Genomic DNA, 17,693 nt, shown 5'->3' on the forward strand with positions numbered 1-17,693 from the left:
GCCTGCAACTCGGCGCGCAGCCGGGCCTGGCGCCGGCGATACCGCGCCAAGCCCTTGCCCTGATGATTGTCCCCATCAGATGTGGTGGCCAGGTTCACAATCCCCCGATCCACCCCAATCCAATCGGCCGGCTCGAACTGCCGGGCCGCTTCGACCTCACACGTCGCGATCAGGAAGAACATCCCGTCGCGGTGCACCAGATCACTCTCGCCCTTGCGGTGAGCCGCCAGGAATTTGAGCTGCCCGGGCTCACCGGTGAAGGCGACGCCCTGGACCCCGGCCCTGGGTGGTCCAGATCGAGATGGTCCGGGCGTCCATCTGCCACGACAGGCACCGGTCATCGAACGGCTGAGCCGCATCCACCCGGAAGCCGATGGGCTTGGACTCGGCCTTACGGCGCCGAGGTGAATGCTCACCGCCCAACAGGCCCGCTTCGATCTGGGCGTGCAGGGTGGTGTAGGCGTCGGCGACCTTACGGATCACATGCAGCGCAGGCTGCGCCGACAACCCCCGCGCCTTCAAATCCGCATAGACGAGCTTTTGCAGCTTCTGCCGCGCGAACACACCCTGGGCGAACGCGACCACCGACACCTCATTGGCCGCAGCGTTGCATAAGGACAGGGTCGCCGCGAGCGCCGCCGCCTGCTCAGGCGTCGGCAGCAGCTTCACCTGCGCCACCAGCTTCACGCTCAGTGATCCTACAAGTACACACCGACACTGGCGTGCAACTCCACGAATTCAACGACGAAACCGACCACGCCCACTCACTCGTGCGCTACCCACCCAGGATCATCCGTCTGGTCAACAGCCTCAAAGACGTCTCCGCCCGCCACCTCAGGCACGAACACCACGCCCACCTTAAGGCGCGCGGCGACCATCGCGCTGTGGACGGTCCAGATCCTGCTGGCCGCGTTCCTGCTGATCGCCTCGGCCGCGCCGAAGTTCGCCGGTCAGCGGGACGCGGTCGAGACGTTCGCGAAGATCGGCTGGGGCCAGTGGTTCCGCTACGTCACCGGCGCCGTCGAGGCCGCCGGCGCCATCGGCCTGCTCATCCCCCGCCTCGCCGCCTGGGCCGCGCTCGGCCTCATCGGTCTCATGATCGGCGCGATCCTGACGCAGGTGCTCGTCCTGCAGCCGGCGTGGGCGCTGCTCCCGGCGGTGTTCGGCGTGGCGTTCGCCGTGATCGCCCGGGTGCGGATGCCGCAGGCCGTTCGCCCGACCGCCGTGTTCCGGCGCTGAGGCGGCGAGAGCCCCTGGCGGCCGCCGTCGGCGGACCGGGCGGACGTTCTGGAGCGTCTGGCCCTTCCTCCGACGGCGACGGCTATCTCATCCCCGAGTGCGACGTGCGCCTGGCCCGCATGAGCCGGCGTTCGTCCTCGTCCGTTCCGCCCCAGATCCCGTACCGCTGGGCGGTCTCCAGCGAATAGTGCAGGCAGTCGGCGCGCACCGGGCACCGTCCGCAGACCGCCCGCGCCTCGGCCTCCTGGTCCGGGGTGAGTTCGCCGATCGGGAAGAACAGCTCCGGATCGACCTTCTGGCATTCTGCGCGGTTCATCCACGCGACCTCGAAGAGCATTGAAATGGTCCCAACGGTGATTGGGTGGATCCGTACCCCGGCCGCTGCCTGACCGAGAACGCCCTACTTCCCGTCACACCTGCCCCCATGCGTTCCCGCCACGACGAGTAAGGTATCTGTCACCGAACGGATAGAGATCGTGGTCCGCTGCCCTCCTGCGGCACCATGTTCTCCGGGCCGAGGTGATCGTCCGCCTGGCCGGCCGTGCACCCCCCGGGACGATCGGAAGGACGACGTGGCCCTGCGACGCCTGCTCATGGACCTGCGCCCGCTGAAGGAGTCGCCCGCCTTCCGCCGCCTGTGGGCCGGGTCGGCGCTGTCCACGATCGGCGGCCAGATGACGAACTTCGCGGTCGCCCTGCAGGTCTACACCCTCACCCGTTCGTCGGCCGCCGTGGGCGCCATCGGGCTGGCCTCCGCCGCGCCCTCGATCATGTTCGGTCTCATCGGCGGCTCCATCGCCGACACGGTCGACCGACGCCGGCTCGTCCTCCTCACCAGCGGCGGTCTGGCCGTGATCTCGGCCCTGTTCGCCGTCCAGGCCTTCCTCGGATCCGGGCAGGTATGGCCGTTGTACTGCCTGGTCGCGGCGCAGTCGCTGCTGGGCTCCGTCAACGCCCCGGCGCGGCGGACGTTCCTGCCACGGCTGCTGCCCGCGGACCGGGTCGCGGCGGGCGCGGCGCTCTCCATGTTCGCGTTCCACCTGGGCATGACGGCGGGTCCCGCCCTCGCCGGAGCGGTGGCGGCGGCGTGGGGGCTGAAGGCGTGTTACCTGGTCGACGCGCTGAGCTTCGCCGCCGCGCTGTACGGCGTGGCACGCCTGCCCGCGATGCCGCCGGAGGCGGGTGGCGAGGCCCGTCCCGGCCTGCGGGCCGTCGGTGCGGCCCTGCGGTTCATCCGGGGCGAGCGGGCGATCGCCGGAGCGTTCCTCGCCGACATGAGCGCCACGGTCCTCGGAATGCCGTTCGCGCTCCTTCCGGCCCTCAACGCCGAGCGGTTCGGCGGCGGCGCGCAGACCCTCGGGCTGCTCACCGCCGCTCCGGCGATCGGCGGCATCGTCGGCACGGCGCTGTCCGGGCCCGTCGGCCGGGTGTCCCGGCAGGGCCGGGCCATCCTGATCGCGGGTGCGGTCTGGGGCGCCGGCCTGGCGGGCTTCGGCCTCGCGCACACCTTCTGGCTCGCCGTCGCACTGCTGGTCGTCGCGGGAGCGGCCGACGTCATCAGCGTCGTCGTGCGCACGGCACTCGTCCAGGTCGCGACCCCCGACCGCTACCGGGGCCGGGTCGGCGCGGCCGAGTACGTCGTCGGGGTGGGCTGCCCGCAACTCGGCAACTTCCGCGCCGGCACGGTCGCCGCCGTGACGTCCCCCGGCCTGAGCGCGGTCGGCGGCGGGCTCGCCGTCATCGCGGGCGCCGCCCTGATCGGCTGGACGATGCCCGCCTTCAGCCGCTACCGAGCACCCAGGCCGGGAATTGACTTGGGTGAATCCCGCTCTGAGGATGGCGTGAGCACCTAGGGCCCAAGGGTCTCGCCGGCGGCGACGCGGCGCTGCCCATACGGCACGGACGCCGGAGGAGCACCGCGGACGGGTGTCGCCCCAACCCGGGAGTCAGGAGGCGTCACATGGCCATCGACCCGTACGAACTGAAGAGGCCGCGCCAGGAGGAGTCCGGGATCGCGACCGTGGTCGAGTCGCTGGCCTCCCACGGCGCGAACGAGATCGCGCATCCGGGCGGCACTCTGCTGGCCCACCTGGAGCGTGTCCAGGCGCTGCTCGGAGCGTGGGGCGCGCGTCCGGCGGTACGGCTCGCCGGACTGTGCCATGCCTACTACGGCACCGATGGCTTCCCCACAGGGCTGGGCGACACCGCCCAACGGGATGTTCTGGCCGCGATCATCGGTGAGGAGGCCGAGCGGCTCGTCTACTTCTACGCGAGCTGCGATCGCCGCTTCTCCTACTCCCATCTCGCCGAGCCCGCAGGACCGTTCAAGGACCGGTTCACCGACACCGTGCTCCGCCCACCGCTGGAGCTGCGGCGGGACTTCGCCGAACTCACCGCCGCCAACGAGCTGGACATCATGCGGGTCAACCCCGACCTTCGCGCCCAGCACGGGCCAGGACTCCTCTGCCTGTTCACCTCATGGAGGAGGCTCCTCAGCGATCCCGCCTGGCAGGCCGTCCAGATGACCCTGCCGTAGCGGGGTGCGGTGAGGCCTCCCTTCCGGTCGATCCCTCCAGTGTGGCCGGTCTGGGCTGGCGGTCGTCCCCGGTTCGGGTGGGGCCGGGACGGGCAGAACGCCGGAGGGGGCACGGGTGGCGGACCGCGATGACCAGGCGCGATGGCCGGTACGGACGCGGCCGCATGTGCGCTGGGCGGAGCAGGAGCCGACGGCCGGTGATGCCGATCCGGCGGTGATCGCGGCGGCGCTGAAACGGGCGCAGGCACGGCCCACCGGCAACTGGTTCGCGGTGGCCGCGAGCCGCGACGTACGGGCCGGTCGGCCGGCCGGGCTCCGTGTCCTCGGTATGGAGCTGGTGGCCTGGCGCGACCGGGCGGGCGCGGTGGTGGCCGGTCCGGGAGCGTGCCCGCACCTGGGGGCGCCGCTGGCCGGCGGGCGGGTGGTGTGCGGGGACCTGGTGTGCCGGTGGCACGGCCTGCGGCTGTCCCCGGAGGGCGGAGCGGGCTGGCGGCCGCTGCCCTGCCACGACGACGGCGTCCTGGTGTGGGTCCGGCTCGACCAGGCGGGTGAGGAACCGCTGCCCCGGCCGGTCCTGCCGCCCCGGCCGCGCCCGGCGCGCGGCGTCGACGCGGTGATCCGGGCGGTCGGTGTCTGTGAGCCCGAGGACGTGGTCGCCAACCGGCTCGACCCATGGCACGGCGCCTGGTTCCACCCGTACTCCTTCGCCCGCCTGCGCGTGGTCCACGCCCCGCCCGCCGACGCCGGGGACGCGGACGACCGGTTCCTGGTGGAGGTGACGTACCGGGTGGGACCACGGCTGGGCGTGCCGGTGCTCGCGGAGTTCACCTGCTCCGACGCCCGGACGGTGGTGATGCGCATCGTCGACGGCGAGGGCGCCGGCAGCGTGGTCGAGACGCACGCCACCCCGCTGGGCCCCGGCCGCGACGGCCGCCCCCGTACCGCGGTGATCGAGGCGACGATCGCCACCTCGGACCGTCCCGGGTTCGCGGTCGCGCGGTTGGCGTCCCCGGTGTTGCGTCCGCTGATGCGGCGCGCGGCGAGGCGGCTGTGGCGCGACGACCTCGCCTATGCCGAACGCCGCTACACGCTACGCACCGACCCATCCTGACGGGGGCGACGGAGGTCAGGGCGCGGTCATCGCCCCGTGTGGTCGAGCTACCGGTGGGATGAGCCGGCGTCCGCGACGACCGCGACCCCGGTACGTCCGCCGTCGACGTCGATCACGGTTCCGTGGACGAAGGCCGCGTCGTCGGACGCGAGGTAGACGGCAGCGGCCGCGATCGCGTCGGGATGACCGGACCGTCCGGCCGGGGTGCCGCGCATCATCGCCTCGGCGGGGTGCTCGACGGCGGGGTCCGGGTCGGGGGTCAGAATCACCCCGGGTGAGATGGCGTTGACCCGTATTCCGTGGGCGCTGAACTCCGCCGCCCATGCGCGGGTGAGCGTTTCCATCGCGCCCTTTGTCGAGCTGTAGAGCGCGCCGACCGGGATGCCGAGGCGCGCGATCCAGGAGCCGAGGTTGATGATCACGCCGCCACCGGCACTGATCATCCCTGGGACGACGGCCTGCGTGAGGAAGAACGGCGCCTTGACGTTGACGCCGTAGACGCGGTCGAACGTCTCCTCATCGGTTGTCGGCGTCGTCGCGGCGGGGTAGATGCCGGCGTTGTTGACGAGGATGTCGATGCGTCCGCCCAGCCGGTCGGTCGCCGCGTCGGCGAGTGCGCGGCCGGCGGCCGCGGTGCCGTCGAGGTCGGCGTGGACGTAGTCCGCCCGGCCGCCCGTTTCGCGAATCCGGGAGACGACCGCCTCGCCTCGGGCGTCGTCGCGCCCGGAGACGATGACATGCGCCCCGGCGTCGCCGTAGGCGAGGGCGATGGCACGTCCGATGTTGCTGGTGGAGCCGGTGATGAGGGCTGTTCTGCCCTGAAGCCGTGGTGACATGACAGCGACGGTACGGACCCATTTTTGGACCGGCAAGTCCAGAAAGTTCAGACACCTCGCAGGTGATCGATCAGGGTGTCCAGCGTCGCCTCCAGGTGTTCGATGCCGCCCGTGGAGCGGAGCACCTGGACGCCGCCCTGGATGCCCGCGATGAAGGCCGAGGCGACGCGGTCGGCGTCGAGGCCGTCGCGCACCAGGCCGGCGGCCTGCATCTCGGTGATCCCTCGCCGGATGTGGACCTGCCACTGGGCGAGGAGGGTGGTGACCACCTCGGCCGCGCCGGGCGTGCTGCCGACCTGGCCCATCAGCGCCCCCAGCGGACAGTTCCTCCCTTGCGCGCGGTAACGCGCGACGACGGAGTCCCGCCAGCGTTTCCAGGCAGCCCATGAGGAGAGAGCACCTAGGTGTGGCTGCTGGTCATCGATGACGCGGTCGGCCTCGTACCGCGCGACGGCGAGAAGGACTTCCTCCTTGCCGTCCGGGAAATAGTGGAAGATCTGGCTTTTGCTGGTGCCGGTGATGGCCCGGATGTCGTCGAGCGTCACACCTGCGGGGTCATCGCTGCGCAGATACTCCGCCGCGCCTTCGATGATGCGCTGGCGGGTCGCCCGACCCTTCGCGGTGAGTGCCATGCGTCAACGATAAGCGTTTGGACCTTACAGTCCAAAGTGTGCGATCAGCCGAGCCGCGCCAGGGTACGGAAGGGCGCCAGGCGGCCCCGGAGCGGGACGGTGGTCAGCGGATGCCCGGCCAGGCCCCAGCGGGCCAGGAGCCGGTTGGCGGCCTGCCAGCCGGTGGTGGCCGCGCGTTCCATCAGGGCGACGGGCAGGTCGACGCGGACGCCGTCACCGGCCAGCACGAGGCCGGGCACCGGCCCGTCCACGGTGGGCCGCCCGGCGAACGTACCGGGTGCGAACAGCGGGCAGTCCTGCCGCCATTCGACCAGGTCGCCGACGATCCGAGCCTGCCTCGTCTCGGGGTAGACCTCGCGGAGGCGGCGCAGCAGGCGCGCGGAGGTCGCCTCCCGCGCGCCGGTCGCCGCGTAGGCGTGCAGTTCCACGACGGCTCCGCCGGTCGTACGGGCCCACGACGCGGCCTCGTCGTCGTAGCGGTTCAGCACGCTGACGTTGTCGAGGGGCGGGAGGCCGCCGGTGGCCAGGAACGCCGGCCGGTGCGACGCGACCGGCCGGTCGAGCCACAGGCGGCGCACGAGGTACGGCGGCGCGGTGGCCAGAGCGGCGATGCGCCGTCGCCATTCAGGGTCGCCGAGTTCCGGGGAGGCCGCGACGAGGTCGCGCAGGCCGGGCACGTCGAGGGCCAGCACCACCGCGTCGGCGCGGACGGTACGCCCGGCCTCCACCGCGAAGCCGTGCGCCCGGGGACGTACGGCTTCGACCGGCGTGCCGGTGTGCACCCGGGCGCCGAGCGCGGTCAGGTGGCGGGCCGCCGACGCCCACAGCTCCGGGAGCGGACGCCGCGGCACGTCGAACAGCAGGCCCTCGGCCGAGCCGAGGAAGTACAGGTGGAACATCACGGCCAGTTCGGCGGCGGACAGCCGGTCCGGCGGGGCGAAGAAGCTGCGGGAGAACACCTCGAACGCCAGGTGCCGGGCGGCGGCCGGGAAGCGCAGCCGGGCCAGGAACTCCTCGGCGTCCAGATGGTCGAGCTCCCGGTAGGTGCCGGGCACGGTGACGTTCAGGAGCGGGAGGGCCGCACGGGCGTTCAGACGCAGCAGGTCCCGGGCGGTGAACGTCGGACTGCGGAGGACGAAGGCGAGGGCGTTCCACGGCGGGGTGACGGGCAGGCCGCGGAACGTGTCGACGCGCCCGGCCGCGTCGCGCAGCGGGTAGTCCGGCACCGCGACCAGCCGGGCGAGCTGCGGATCGGAGCGGCGCAACAGCGCGCGCAGGTTGTAGTACTGCCGGAAGAAGGCATGGAAGCCCCGGCTCATGCCGACGCGGGCGCCGTCGGGCAGCGTCGTGGTCCAGCCGCCGGCCCGCCCGCCCAGGTGGTCCTCGCGCTCGTACAGGTCGACGGCGACACCGCGTTCGGCGAGCGCGGTCGCGGCGGTGAGCCCGGCGATCCCACCTCCGACCACGACAGCGCGCGGCCGTTCGGCCAGGCCGTCGGCGTTGGGACGGCCGGGCGGCGCCGGGTGGTGGACTCGCCTACGGTCGCCGCTCACGAGGGCGTCTCCGCGCGGAACGTGTGGACGATGCCGCGCTGCCAGCCACTGGCCGTGCGGGTCCGCACGCCGGTGAACCCCGCGCCTCGGAGCCGGTCGGCGAAGCCTTCCGGGGAGTCGAAGCCGAGGGCGCTGCGCCACAGGTGGCGGTACAGGCGTGCGTCGCCCGTGGCCAGCCGGCCGGCCGGGATGATGACGCCCCAGCAGACGGCGTGCCACACCAACCGCACGACCGGCCCGTCGCGCAGCGCGTAGTCGTGAACGACGAGGACGCCGCCGGGACGCAGCAGGGCCCGCATCGCCGAGAGCGCCGCGTCCGGGTCCTCGAGGTTGCGGACGAGGTAGGCGGCGAAGACCCCGTCGAACGGCCCGGTGACCGGCGGGTCCTCCGCCCGGCCGTGGACGAACCGCATGGTCCCGGGCCACGGCTTGGCGCGGGCCCGGGCGAGCATCCCGGTCGAGGCGTCCACACCGGTGATCTCGGCGTACGGGGCGGCCGCCAGCAGCGCGGCGGTGGAGGCGCCGGTGCCGCAGCCGAGGTCGAGCAGCCGTGCCCCCGCGCCGCCCACCGGCAGGGCGAACGCGCGTGCGGCGCGCCGCAGATCGGCGTGGTAGCCGGGGTTCGCGCCGACGAGCCGGTCGTACGCCGCGGCGTGGCGGTCGAACGCCGACGGCACGTCGCACCGGAGCGGGCTCCCGCGGGTCACCGGCGGGTCCCGGGCCGCCTGTGCTCCCAGCCGAGCAGGGTGGCCGTGACGAGGGCGAAGCCGAACAGGAAGTCCTCGATGGGGATGTCGAACGGGAAGCGCAGCCCGGTGATGGCGCGGGGGTCGTACACGACGACCGGTGCGGACAGCGTCGTCAGCCTGCCGTCGACGATGGTCTGGAAGCCGAAGACGATGACCATCGTGAGCCAGTAGGCGGGGCGGCGGAACAGCCCCGTGCGCAGCCACCAGCGCTCGACTGCGACCACGGCGGGCACCGCCAGCAGCGCCGGAAGGGTGTATCCGAGGCCGCTCACCGTCCCGGCTCCGACGGCAGCGCGGTGCCCCCGACCCCGGTCATCTTCCTGGCTCCGAAGGGTGCGGGGCCCGGCGGAGGACCGAGGGCAACCGCCGTACGGCCTCCAAGGTCAGGACCGCGCACACGGGGACGATGAGGAAGAACAACGCCTCTTCCAGCGGCACCGAGAGCGGCAGCGTGACGCCGACGAGGTAGCGCGGGTCGTACCACCAGACGCGGGCCGCGATCGCCACGGCGTCCCAGGCGAGGAAGACCACCGCGACCGGCAGCACGGCCCGCGCCAGCCGGGTCGGTCGCCGGTAGACGCGGGCGGACGGCTCCAGGGGCAGCGTGACCGCCAGGCAGCCTGCCAGCAGCAGCAGGTAGCGCAGATGGTCCACCGTCATCCCCTCCGGCCGTGCACGGTACGGGCGCCCAGGGCGCGGGTGAACGCGGTGCCGGCGAGGGCGAGCCGCCGACCGGTTCCGACGGTGACCCGGCCGGCGAAGACGTTGTAGTCGTTGTCCTCGATCCGGTCGAGGATGCGGGCGTACAGCGCGCAGGCGGTGGCGACGCAGGGCCGGGCGGCGGGGTCCAGGAGCGCGATCCCCGGGCGGGCCAGCCGGTAGACCGCGCGGGTGCGGCCGACCTGGTCCGCCAGGGCGCGCCGCACCCGCGGGTCGGCGCGGCCGGTGCGCCGGCACCATTCGAGCAGTTCGCGGTCGACGCCGTACGCCGCGAGTTCGTCGGCGGGCAGGTACACCCGGCCCCGGTCGAGGTCCTCGCCGACGTCGCGCAGGAAGTTGGTGAGCTGGAAGGCCCGCCCGAGGGCGGCGGCACGGGGTGCGGCCTCGGCCGGGTCGCCGACCGTGCCGAGCACGGGCAGCATCTGCAGGCCGATGGCCTCGGCGGATCCGTGCATGTAGTCGCGGAGCGCCGCCCGGGTCGAGTATGCGGTGACGCTGAGGTCCATCCGCATGGAGCGCAGGAATGCGGCGAACAGGCCCCCGGGGATGCCGAACCGGGTCGCGGTGTGGACGACGGCGGCCAGGATCGGATGGTCGCTGCGGCCCGTCCGCAGGCCGGCGGTGAGCACGCCGGCGACGTCGTCGAGCAGGGCGGCGACCTGGTCGGGGCCGTGGTGGGCAGCAGGCTCGTCGACGAGGTCGTCGGTGTGCCGGGCGAAGCCGTACAGGGCATGCACGGCGGGCCGCCGGGCGGGCGGCAGCAGCCGCGTCGCGAGGAAGTAGGTCCGGCCGTACCGGGCGTTGAGCCCGCGGCAGCGGGCGTAGGCGGTCCGGAGCGCGGGGTCGGTAATCCCGGCGACGTCGAGTTCACGGCGGCTCGTCGCCGTTTCCGCGCCGCGTGGCGGCCGACCGTCCTGCCCCGGCCTCCCGTCGGCGCCCGGCTCTCGCCCGCTCGTCGCCGTTTCCGCGTGGCCGGACGGCGGATCGGCGTCGCCGGGTCTCCCGGTGCGGCGGGTCATCGCGGGTCGCTCGCGGGGTCGGGGACGCGCCGGCGATCCGGGCCGATGACGGTGCGGCGCGTACGGTCCGCCAGGACGCCGGTGATGCGGTCCGCGGCGAGCCGGCCCGACAGCAGGGCCGTGGGGACGCCGACGCCGGGGACGGTGCCGCAGCCCGCCAGTACCGCGTTGTCCACCGTGCGCGGCAGGTTCGCGGGACGGAACGGCCCGGTCTGGGCGAACGTGTGCGCCAGGCTGAACGGCGTCCCGGCGGCCAGCCCCTGCCGACGCCAGTCGGCAGGGGTGAGGACGTGCAGCGTGTCGACGGTGCTGGGCGCGAAGCCGAGGCGGCCCGCCACCACGTCGATGAGCTCGCTGACGTACGCCGGACCGGCGCGGTCCCAGTCGAAGGGCCCGTCGTTCAGGTTGGGGACGGGGGCGAGGAGGGACAGCAGCTGCCGCCCGGGCGGCGCGAGGGACGGGTCGGTGGCGGTCGGCCGGGTCAGCAGCAACGACGGGTCGCGCATCAGGCGGCCGTCGCGGACGAGGTCGTCGAACACCGCGTCCCAGGCCTGACCGAACAGGAGCGTGTGGTGGCCGGTCCCCGCCCACACGCCGGGCGCGGCCAGGTGCACCACGACCGCCGAGGGCGCGAACCGCAGCCGCCACGGGCGGCGTGGGGCCCCGCCCAGCAGCCGGTACGCCTCCGGCAGGTCACAGCTGAGCACGACCGCGTCGCACGCGAGCCGCTCGCCTCGCTCGGTACGGACGGCGGTGACGCGACGGCCCCGGCGCTCCAGCGACGCGACCGCCGTCGCGTAGCGGAAGACGATGCCCGCGTCGGCCGCCGCGCCGGCCAGGGCGTCGGGCAGCGCCCGCATCCCGCCGCGCGGGAAGTACACGCCACCGACGGTGTCCATGTACGCGATCACGGCGTAGAGCGCGAGCGCCCGGCGTGGTGCCAGACCGGCGTACAGTGCCTGGAAGGTGAAGATCCGCCGGAGCCGCTCGTCGCGGACGAACCGTCCGACGGCCCGGTCCCACCGGCCGAAACCGCGGAGCGCCGCGAGCTGCGCGAGCCGGGGCGTCAGCAGGCCGAGCGGGGAGTCGACATTCGCCGCGATGAACGCCGCGTACTCGACCTCGTGCAGCCGGGTCAGCCAGCGTCGGAGCCGCCGGTAGCCGGCCGCCTCCGCCGGTCCGGCGAAGGCGCGCACCGCCTCGGTCATCGCCTCGGCGTCGGTGTGGACGTCGAGGCTGGTCCCGTCGGCGAAGCGGGCCCGGTAGGCGGGGTCCAGCCGCACCAGCGGCAGCCGGTCGGCGAGCGACTCGCCGACCGCCGCGAGCGTGTCGCCGACGATGCCGGGCATCGTCAGCACGGTCGGCCCGGTGTCCATGCGGTGGCCGTGCGCGTCGTGGCGGCCGGCGCGGCCGCCGGGCACCGGGGCTCGCTCGACGACGGTGACCTCCCGGCCCCGCCCGGCGAGGTGGAGCGCGGCGGCCAGCCCGGACAGTCCCGCACCGATCACGACGATCCGGTCGGTCCTCCCCGCGACGGTGCGCATGCCCCTCGGGTACCCGGGATCTCCCGGACCGAAGCACCAGCACCGTGGCGTCGCCGCAGGTCAGTGCCGGAATCGAGTGGTTCGCGGCAGATTGTCAGCTGGCCTTGCGGAGGGCCTGATCGAGGTCCGCCCACAGGTCGTCGGGGTGCTCGATGCCGACGGTGACGCGGATGGTGCCTGCGCCGATGCCCGCCGCCCGCAGCTGCTCGTCGGTGAGCTGCCGGTGGGAGGTGCTCGCCGGGTGCATGACGTACGTCTTGACGGTGCCGAGCGACGCGCTCAGGCTGGCCAGCCGTACGGCTCCGGCGAAGACCTTCCCGGCCTCGCGCCCGCCCCTCAGGTCGAAGGAGAGCACTCCCCCGTGGCCGTCGGGCATGAGCCGGGACGCCAGCTCATGGTCCGGGTGGTCCGGCAGGCCCGGGTAGCGGACGGACGCGACCGCGGGGTGATCCGCGAGCCGCCTGGCCAGGTCGAGGGCGTTGTCGGAGTGCCGCCGCATCCGCAGGGCCAGGGTCTGCATGCCGCGCAGCGTGAGCCAGGCGGCGAACGGGTCGGCCGAGGCACCGAGTTCGACCGCGTAGTGCCAGACCTTCCGGTGGAGCTCCTCCGTGGCGAAGACCACGACGCCGCCGAGCACGTCCGAGTGGCCGCCGAGGTACTTCGTGGCCGAGTGCACGACGATGTCCGCACCGTGGGCGATCGGTCGGAACAGGATCGGGCTCGCGAAGGTGTTGTCGACGACGCTGAGCACCCCCGCGTCCTTCGCGACGGCGAACAGCGCGGGCAGGTCCACGACCTGAGTCGTCGGGTTGGCGATCGTCTCCACGTAGAGCAGCCGGGTGTTCGGGCGCAGCGCGGCGCGGACCTCCTCCGGGTCGGCGCCGGAGACGTACGTCACCTCGACGCCCCACCGTTCGGCGAGGTCGTCGAGCGTCGCGATCGTCGCGCCGTACAGGCAGCTCTGCGCGACGACATGATCGCCGGACCGCAGCAGCGCGAGCAGCACCGAGTTGATGGCCCCCATCCCGGACGCGGCGGCGAGCCCGGCGGCCCCGCCCTCGAGGTCGGCCACCGCCTCCTCCAGCGCCCGGACGGTCGGGTTGCCGAGCCGGCTGTAAAAGAACGCGCCGTCCGGGCCGCCGAACGCCTCGGCCATCGCGTCGGAGTCTTCAAAGGCGAAAACGTGATTCTGGTAGATCGGCGTCCCGAGCGGCCGGCTGCCCGTCACCTCCACGACGGGCGTGTGAACGGTCCTGGTCTCAGGGTGCGGTACGTCGTGTGGTGAGTTCATACCCTCCATCCTCGGTCGGAGCCGCCCGCGACCCCAGTGCCAATCCCGCATAATTGGTCCTCATATGGAGCCAATCGAGATCACCGAGCGGCTGGGCCGATGGTCGGCCGGCCGAGGACCCCTGCACGTCCTGCTCGCGGCGCGGCTGCGGCGGCTGATCAACGACGGCGACCTGCCCCCGGGCACGCCGCTGCCGCCCGACCGCGCCCTGGCCGCGACTCTCGCCGTGGGGCGCGGCACCGTCGTCGCCGCGTACGACGCGCTCCGCCAGGAGGGCCGGATCGTCCGCCGCCAGGGCAGCGGGACGCGCGTCGCCGGGCCGCTCGCGGAGGTCGCGCACCAGACCACCGGCGCACCGGTCTTCCTCCATCTGCTGGAGCCGCATGACGGCGTGATCCTCCTCGCGTGCGCCGCGCTGGACACCCCGCCGCCCGAGCTGACCCGCGCCTACGAGGCGATCCTGCCCGCACTGGCGGCGACCACCGGCGACATCGGCTACCACCCGTACGGCCATCCCGTACTGCGCGCCGCGATCGCCGACCGGTACGGGCTGCGCGGCGTGCCGACCGACCCGGACCAGCTCCTCGTCACCAACGGCGCCCAGCAGGCGCTTTCCCTCCTCGCCCGCGCCTTCACCCGGCCGGGCGACCGCGTACTCGTCGAGGCACCGACGTACCCGGGCGCGCTGGAGGCGTTCCGCGACGAGGCGGCCGTACTCCGGGGGCTGCCGGTCGGCCTGAGCGGATTCGAGCACGCGGTGCGCGAACACCGCCCGGCCCTGGCGTACGTCATCTCGACCTTCCACAACCCGACCGGCGCGGTACTGCCCGCGCTCGCACGCCGGCGGCTGGCCGAGGCCGCGGCCGCGGCGGGCGTGCCACTGATCGACGACGAGGTCGTCGCCGAGCCCGCGTTCCCCGGCGAGGAGACCCCACCCCCGGTGGCCGCGTACGGCGACGCCGTCATCTCGATCGGCTCGCTCAGCAAGATCGTGTGGGGCGGACTGCGGATTGGCTGGGTACGCGCCCCCGCCCCGGTCATCGCCCGGCTTGCGCGGTTGCGGGCCGTGCATGACCTCGGCGGCAACATCCCCGCGCAGTTGGCCGCCGCCGAACTGCTCCCCCACCTCGACGTCCTGTGCCGCCGCCGCGCGGCGGACCGCCTGGCCGGCCACGACCACCTGCGCGCCGAACTGACCCGCTGCCTACCCGACTGGGACGCTCCGCCCGTACGCGGCGGACAGACCCTCTGGGTCCGCCTGCCGCGCGGCGACGGCGCCTCATTCGCCCAAACGGCGATGCGACACGGAGTCGCCGTACTGCCAGGCGAGGGACTCGACGCGTCCGGCCAGAGCACGGAGTACATCCGCGTCCACTTCCTCGCACCCCCGGACGAACTGACCGAGGCCGTCCGCCGCCTGGCGGAGGCCTGGCACACCTACGAGGCGTCGCCGAACCGCGTCCGCCCGCCCACGGCGATGGCCGTCTAGACGATTGATCCCAAGAGGATTCGCGGTGTCGGCAGGCGGCGCTTTGGGCACCGATGGGATTCGGAACGGCCCACCACGGCCGCGGCTCGGCCGTCTCGTTCCGGCGTGTCTACTGAGGCAACACATTTCTCGTCTCAGTAGACACGCTAGGCACGACACCCACGCCGCCCTCGCACGTTTCGCCCGAAACGCAGGGTTTCCGCCAGGGATGCCGCGACCGCGCGTCCTTCGCCCAGACGGCGATGCGGCACGGAGTCACCGAACCGCGTCCCCCTCCCACGGCAATGGCCGTATGACCGTTTGGGTGCAACCCGCTCGCGGCGCGGCACGCGGTCCGGTCAGAACTTCTGGAGCACCATGACGTCATGGATCACCAGGTCTTCCTCATTGAGAGAGACCGGTTTCAAGACGAGGTCATCTTCGTAGAAACGCATGTGGCAACTGAAGCAGGCCGGGCCTCCCCTACGACCGACTGCTCGTACTTGCAGCCATCGAAGGTACGGCGGCGACCTCGACGCACTGGCCGCCCGTGTTCGTGCTAGCGCTGCTCTTACGCCACGAGATGACTGACGCGTCGAGAGTCTTCATAAGTTCTCCCAAACCCTGCGAAGCAGCTTCACTTCCGGCGCTACGCGCCCTGGTCGACTCGCTGGCGACCCGACCGCCGTCCGAAGCAAGAGACCTGCTGCAACTCGACTTCCTCATCCGCAAGTACCCGGCCGCCGCCCGGATGAGCCTGCAACGGAGTCAGCGGGCTCATTCCGACCCGCCGACGCCGCCGCAAGGGTGGTCGTCGACGCTGGACACCGGTGGACTGCCGCTGTGGCGGTGGGCCGGTGGTCAGGTCTGTGTGGCGACCGGTGACACCGATCAGCTCCGATTCCTCGGAGTCGCCCTGAGACGGTTCGATGAGATGACCGCCGAGGAACTCGACGCCTTCCTGCGCGGCTGACCGGATCGGAATCGACGCCCGACGTCCTGGGAGACGGCACTGTCAGGGGCCGTGGCTAGCATGCCCGCCATGATCTTGGTGACCGGAGCAGGCGGCGCCGTGGGTTCGGCGCTTCTGGAGACACTGCACGCCGCAGGGCATTCGGTACGGGCCGCCTACCACGCGCAACGCGACGTCGATCGTGTGGTCGCCGCCGGGCCGCCATGCTCGAGCGTGGCATGCCCGCGTACTACGCCGACGCCCTGATCGAAGTGAGCCGCGCGTACCGGGATGGCGGCGCGGAGACCGTCACCACGACCGTCAGCGATCTCACCGGCCGCGAGCCGACGTCCTTCGAACAGTTCATCCGCGACCATCGCGCTGCCTTCACCTGAGCCGCAGACCCCGTACCGGCGCCACCGGCGCCATCCGGCCTAGCCGTCTGAACTGCGGTCTGAGCTCAGGTGGTGGGAGAAGCGGGGTCAGGTGAGGGTTTCGCCGCCGTCGACGGTGATGACCTGGCCGGTGACGTAGTTGTTGGCCATGAGGAAGAGGGCCGAGGCGGCGGCTTCCTCGGCGGTGCCGAAGCGGCCGAGGGGAGCGGTCGATCCCGCGGCGGCGATCGCATCGTCGGAGTCCATCCCCGCCGCCGAGCGCAGGAGCGGGGTGTCGATCCGGCCGAAGCGGATGGTGTTCACGCGCAGCCGTGCGGGGGCGAGCTCCACGGCGAGGGCCTTGGTGAGGATCTCCACGGCACCACCGACCGACAGCGGGGCGGCCAGTCCGGGAGCGGGGCGGACCACGAGGATTCCCGAGCTGAACGTGAGCGAGCCGCCGGCGGGAAGCCGGGTCGCCGCCGCGCGGGCGGCGGCGAAGGCCCCCCAGAGGCGGGCGTCAACGGTCGCGTGGATTGCGTCGGCCGACAGTTCGGCCAGGGGCGCGGCGCCGCTGAGGCCGCCCGCCGTGAGGAGCACATGGTCGACGTGGCCCGCCCTGTCGAAGGCCTCAGCGAGGGTCTGCTCGTCTCCGCCGTCGCCGGGAACGGCCAGCACGGCGTCGTCGGGATCCTCCGCGTTCGCGCTTCGCACCCGGGCGACGGCCGCCTTCAGCCGATCGGGGTCGCGGCCGACCAGCACGACGCGGGCGCCGACCGAACGCAGGAGGACGCCCGCCGCCAGCCCGATGCCCGAGCTTCCGCCGATGAGGACGGCGGTCGTGCCGGAGAGGGCGCTCGGCAGCGGTGAACGAACGGGGATGGGCGTCGCAGTGCTCATGGGAGAGCCTTTCGATCGAAATAAACCATCTGGTTGTTTTACTGCAGCCCCGATACTGCCGCCTGGGCGGAGAGGAGTCAACCGGATGGTTTAATTCGGTCATGGCCTATGACGCGGAGGACACCAGACGGCGGATCTTCGCCGCCGCCGCCGACGAGTTCGCCGCGCACGGCCTGGCGGGGGCCAGGGTCGACCGGATCGCGACGGCCGCCAGGGCCAACAAGCAGGCCATCTACCTGTACTACGGGAGCAAGGAGAAGCTGTTCGCCGCCATCCTGCGGGCGAAGCTGGAGGAGGTCTGCGCCTCCATCTCCATCGATCCCGACGCGGTGGCCGAGTCGGTCGGGCAGATCTTCGACTGGTACCAGGAGCACCCGGAGCTGATCAGGCTGCTGCTGTGGGAGGCGCTGGAGGTATGCGGCGAGCCCGGCGAGGGCGACCCGGAGCGCCGTGCCGCCTTCGGCGAGAAGGTTCACCATCTCGTGGACGGAGGCTTCGCCCGCCACCTTCCCGACGACGCACGCGTCCGCGCCATCCAGGACCTGCTGTTCACCGTCATGGGACTGATCGCCTGGAACTTCGCGGTGCCCGAGATGTGCCGCCTCGTCCTGGACGAGGAGACCTACCCGGCCGCCTTGGCCCGCCGCCGCGAGACAGTGATCGAAGTCGCTCGCAAACTCGCCACCACCCCGGACGCCTCGCTGCCACCGCCGTGACCTGGGCAGAGCTCAATCAGCCGTAAGGAGTGTTCAAGCCGTTACATGCTGAC

General features: G+C 72.7%; 22 protein-coding genes and 2 pseudogenes. 10 read left to right on the plus strand and 14 right to left on the minus strand.

The annotated features are described in order from the left end of the window. Together ABEA24_RS47345 and ABEA24_RS47350 are read right to left on the minus strand one after the other, a co-directional pair. A pseudogene (locus tag ABEA24_RS47345) lies at positions 1–182 on the minus strand (RNA-guided endonuclease TnpB family protein); the annotation flags it as partial. Positions 183–249: 67 nt separating this feature from the next. Beyond that, entirely contained in the window at positions 250–687 is a 438-nt protein-coding gene (locus ABEA24_RS47350; RefSeq protein ID WP_345441836.1) for a hypothetical protein, read from the minus strand. A gap of 35 nt (positions 688–722) precedes the next feature. Between ABEA24_RS47350 and ABEA24_RS53900 the strand changes: the two are divergent. Beyond that, positions 723–803, plus strand: a pseudogene (locus ABEA24_RS53900) (hypothetical protein); the annotation flags it as partial. A 79-nt stretch (positions 804–882) separates the two neighbouring features. Next, positions 883–1,239, plus strand: a complete 357-nt coding sequence (locus tag ABEA24_RS47360; protein ID WP_425551327.1) for a DoxX family protein — start codon at positions 883–885, stop codon at positions 1,237–1,239. An 82-nt stretch (positions 1,240–1,321) separates the two neighbouring features. Here ABEA24_RS47360 and ABEA24_RS47365 read toward each other — a convergent pair whose 3' ends face one another. Next, positions 1,322–1,555, minus strand: coding sequence for a WhiB family transcriptional regulator (locus ABEA24_RS47365; RefSeq protein ID WP_345441839.1), 234 nt, complete (start codon positions 1,553–1,555; stop codon positions 1,322–1,324). Between the two features lie 256 nt (positions 1,556–1,811). Here ABEA24_RS47365 and ABEA24_RS47370 point away from each other — a divergent pair, with 256 nt between their 5' ends. From ABEA24_RS47370 to ABEA24_RS47380, 3 genes are all read left to right on the plus strand, one after another. Further along, positions 1,812–3,092, plus strand: coding sequence for an MFS transporter (locus ABEA24_RS47370; protein WP_345441842.1), 1,281 nt, complete (start codon positions 1,812–1,814; stop codon positions 3,090–3,092). 107 nt (positions 3,093–3,199) lie between these two features. Beyond that, positions 3,200–3,775: a DUF6817 domain-containing protein gene (locus ABEA24_RS47375; RefSeq protein WP_345441845.1), complete on the plus strand. Its 576-nt coding sequence runs from the start codon at positions 3,200–3,202 to the stop codon at positions 3,773–3,775. A gap of 115 nt (positions 3,776–3,890) precedes the next feature. Further along, complete coding sequence (locus ABEA24_RS47380) at positions 3,891–4,886, plus strand: Rieske (2Fe-2S) protein (RefSeq protein WP_345441848.1); 996 nt, start codon at positions 3,891–3,893, stop codon at positions 4,884–4,886. Between the two features lie 47 nt (positions 4,887–4,933). Here the strand turns inward: ABEA24_RS47380 and ABEA24_RS47385 are convergent, their stop codons facing one another. The 9 genes from ABEA24_RS47385 to ABEA24_RS47425 all read right to left on the minus strand — a co-directional run bounded on the left by ABEA24_RS47385 (position 4,934) and on the right by ABEA24_RS47425 (position 13,230). Then, positions 4,934–5,722: an SDR family NAD(P)-dependent oxidoreductase gene (locus ABEA24_RS47385; protein ID WP_345441851.1), complete on the minus strand. Its 789-nt coding sequence runs from the start codon at positions 5,720–5,722 to the stop codon at positions 4,934–4,936. A gap of 47 nt (positions 5,723–5,769) precedes the next feature. Further along, positions 5,770–6,354: a TetR/AcrR family transcriptional regulator gene (locus ABEA24_RS47390; protein WP_345441854.1), complete on the minus strand. Its 585-nt coding sequence runs from the start codon at positions 6,352–6,354 to the stop codon at positions 5,770–5,772. Positions 6,355–6,398: 44 nt separating this feature from the next. Continuing rightward, on the minus strand, positions 6,399–7,907 hold the full coding sequence (locus ABEA24_RS47395; RefSeq protein ID WP_425551321.1) for an FAD-dependent oxidoreductase: 1,509 nt from the start codon (positions 7,905–7,907) through the stop codon (positions 6,399–6,401). Next, positions 7,904–8,614, minus strand: a complete 711-nt coding sequence (locus ABEA24_RS47400; RefSeq protein WP_345441856.1) for a methyltransferase domain-containing protein — start codon at positions 8,612–8,614, stop codon at positions 7,904–7,906. Before ABEA24_RS47400 ends, ABEA24_RS47395 begins: the two co-directional genes overlap by 4 nt. Beyond that, positions 8,611–8,928 (minus strand): lycopene cyclase domain-containing protein, encoded by a 318-nt coding sequence (locus ABEA24_RS47405; RefSeq protein WP_345441858.1) that lies wholly within the window; start codon positions 8,926–8,928, stop codon positions 8,611–8,613. The genes ABEA24_RS47400 and ABEA24_RS47405 overlap by 4 nt, the downstream gene beginning before the upstream one ends. Before the next feature lie 40 nt (positions 8,929–8,968). Beyond that, entirely contained in the window at positions 8,969–9,316 is a 348-nt protein-coding gene (locus ABEA24_RS47410) for a lycopene cyclase domain-containing protein (protein WP_345441860.1), read from the minus strand. After that, the gene (locus tag ABEA24_RS47415; RefSeq protein ID WP_345441863.1) at positions 9,313–10,395 is read right to left on the minus strand and encodes a phytoene/squalene synthase family protein; all 1,083 of its coding nucleotides are present in this window, start codon (positions 10,393–10,395) and stop codon (positions 9,313–9,315) included. Before ABEA24_RS47415 ends, ABEA24_RS47410 begins: the two co-directional genes overlap by 4 nt. Then, a complete protein-coding gene (gene crtI, locus ABEA24_RS47420) occupies positions 10,392–11,939 on the minus strand; it encodes a phytoene desaturase family protein (RefSeq protein WP_345441866.1) in 1,548 nt (515 codons plus the stop codon). The genes ABEA24_RS47415 and crtI overlap by 4 nt, the downstream gene beginning before the upstream one ends. A 94-nt stretch (positions 11,940–12,033) precedes the next feature. Beyond that, positions 12,034–13,230 carry a trans-sulfuration enzyme family protein gene (locus tag ABEA24_RS47425; protein ID WP_345441869.1) on the minus strand — a complete coding sequence of 399 codons (1,197 nt, stop codon included), beginning with the start codon at positions 13,228–13,230 and terminating at the stop codon, positions 12,034–12,036. Between the two features lie 64 nt (positions 13,231–13,294). Here ABEA24_RS47425 and ABEA24_RS47430 point away from each other — a divergent pair, with 64 nt between their 5' ends. Beyond that, complete coding sequence (locus ABEA24_RS47430) at positions 13,295–14,719, plus strand: aminotransferase-like domain-containing protein (protein ID WP_345441872.1); 1,425 nt, start codon at positions 13,295–13,297, stop codon at positions 14,717–14,719. 462 nt (positions 14,720–15,181) lie between these two features. Here ABEA24_RS47430 and ABEA24_RS53905 read toward each other — a convergent pair whose 3' ends face one another. Continuing rightward, complete coding sequence (locus ABEA24_RS53905; protein ID WP_425551322.1) at positions 15,182–15,307, minus strand: DUF397 domain-containing protein; 126 nt, start codon at positions 15,305–15,307, stop codon at positions 15,182–15,184. Between ABEA24_RS53905 and ABEA24_RS47435 the strand changes: the two genes are divergently transcribed. The 3 genes from ABEA24_RS47435 to ABEA24_RS47440 all read left to right on the plus strand — a co-directional run bounded on the left by ABEA24_RS47435 (position 15,282) and on the right by ABEA24_RS47440 (position 16,045). Further along, positions 15,282–15,671 carry a hypothetical protein gene (locus tag ABEA24_RS47435; RefSeq protein ID WP_345441875.1) on the plus strand — a complete coding sequence of 130 codons (390 nt, stop codon included), beginning with the start codon at positions 15,282–15,284 and terminating at the stop codon, positions 15,669–15,671. The two genes, ABEA24_RS53905 and ABEA24_RS47435, sit on opposite strands and share 26 nt — an antisense overlap. Before the next feature lie 69 nt (positions 15,672–15,740). Then, positions 15,741–15,917: an NAD-dependent epimerase/dehydratase family protein gene (locus ABEA24_RS53910; RefSeq protein ID WP_425551323.1), complete on the plus strand. Its 177-nt coding sequence runs from the start codon at positions 15,741–15,743 to the stop codon at positions 15,915–15,917. After that, positions 15,890–16,045 carry a hypothetical protein gene (locus ABEA24_RS47440; RefSeq protein WP_345441877.1) on the plus strand — a complete coding sequence of 52 codons (156 nt, stop codon included), beginning with the start codon at positions 15,890–15,892 and terminating at the stop codon, positions 16,043–16,045. Before ABEA24_RS53910 ends, ABEA24_RS47440 begins: the two co-directional genes overlap by 28 nt. Before the next feature lie 87 nt (positions 16,046–16,132). On the opposite strand, the gene ABEA24_RS47445 is transcribed toward ABEA24_RS47440, so the two are convergent. Beyond that, on the minus strand, positions 16,133–16,924 hold the full coding sequence (locus ABEA24_RS47445) for an SDR family oxidoreductase (protein ID WP_345441880.1): 792 nt from the start codon (positions 16,922–16,924) through the stop codon (positions 16,133–16,135). 101 nt (positions 16,925–17,025) lie between these two features. On the opposite strand from ABEA24_RS47445, the gene ABEA24_RS47450 reads away from it, so the two are divergent. Then, complete coding sequence (locus tag ABEA24_RS47450; protein ID WP_345441883.1) at positions 17,026–17,640, plus strand: TetR/AcrR family transcriptional regulator; 615 nt, start codon at positions 17,026–17,028, stop codon at positions 17,638–17,640. The last annotated feature ends 53 nt before the right edge of the window (positions 17,641–17,693 follow it).

Source organism: Actinoallomurus vinaceus, from assembly GCF_039542055.1.
In the GTDB taxonomy this organism is placed as follows: domain Bacteria; phylum Actinomycetota; class Actinomycetes; order Streptosporangiales; family Streptosporangiaceae; genus Actinoallomurus; species Actinoallomurus vinaceus.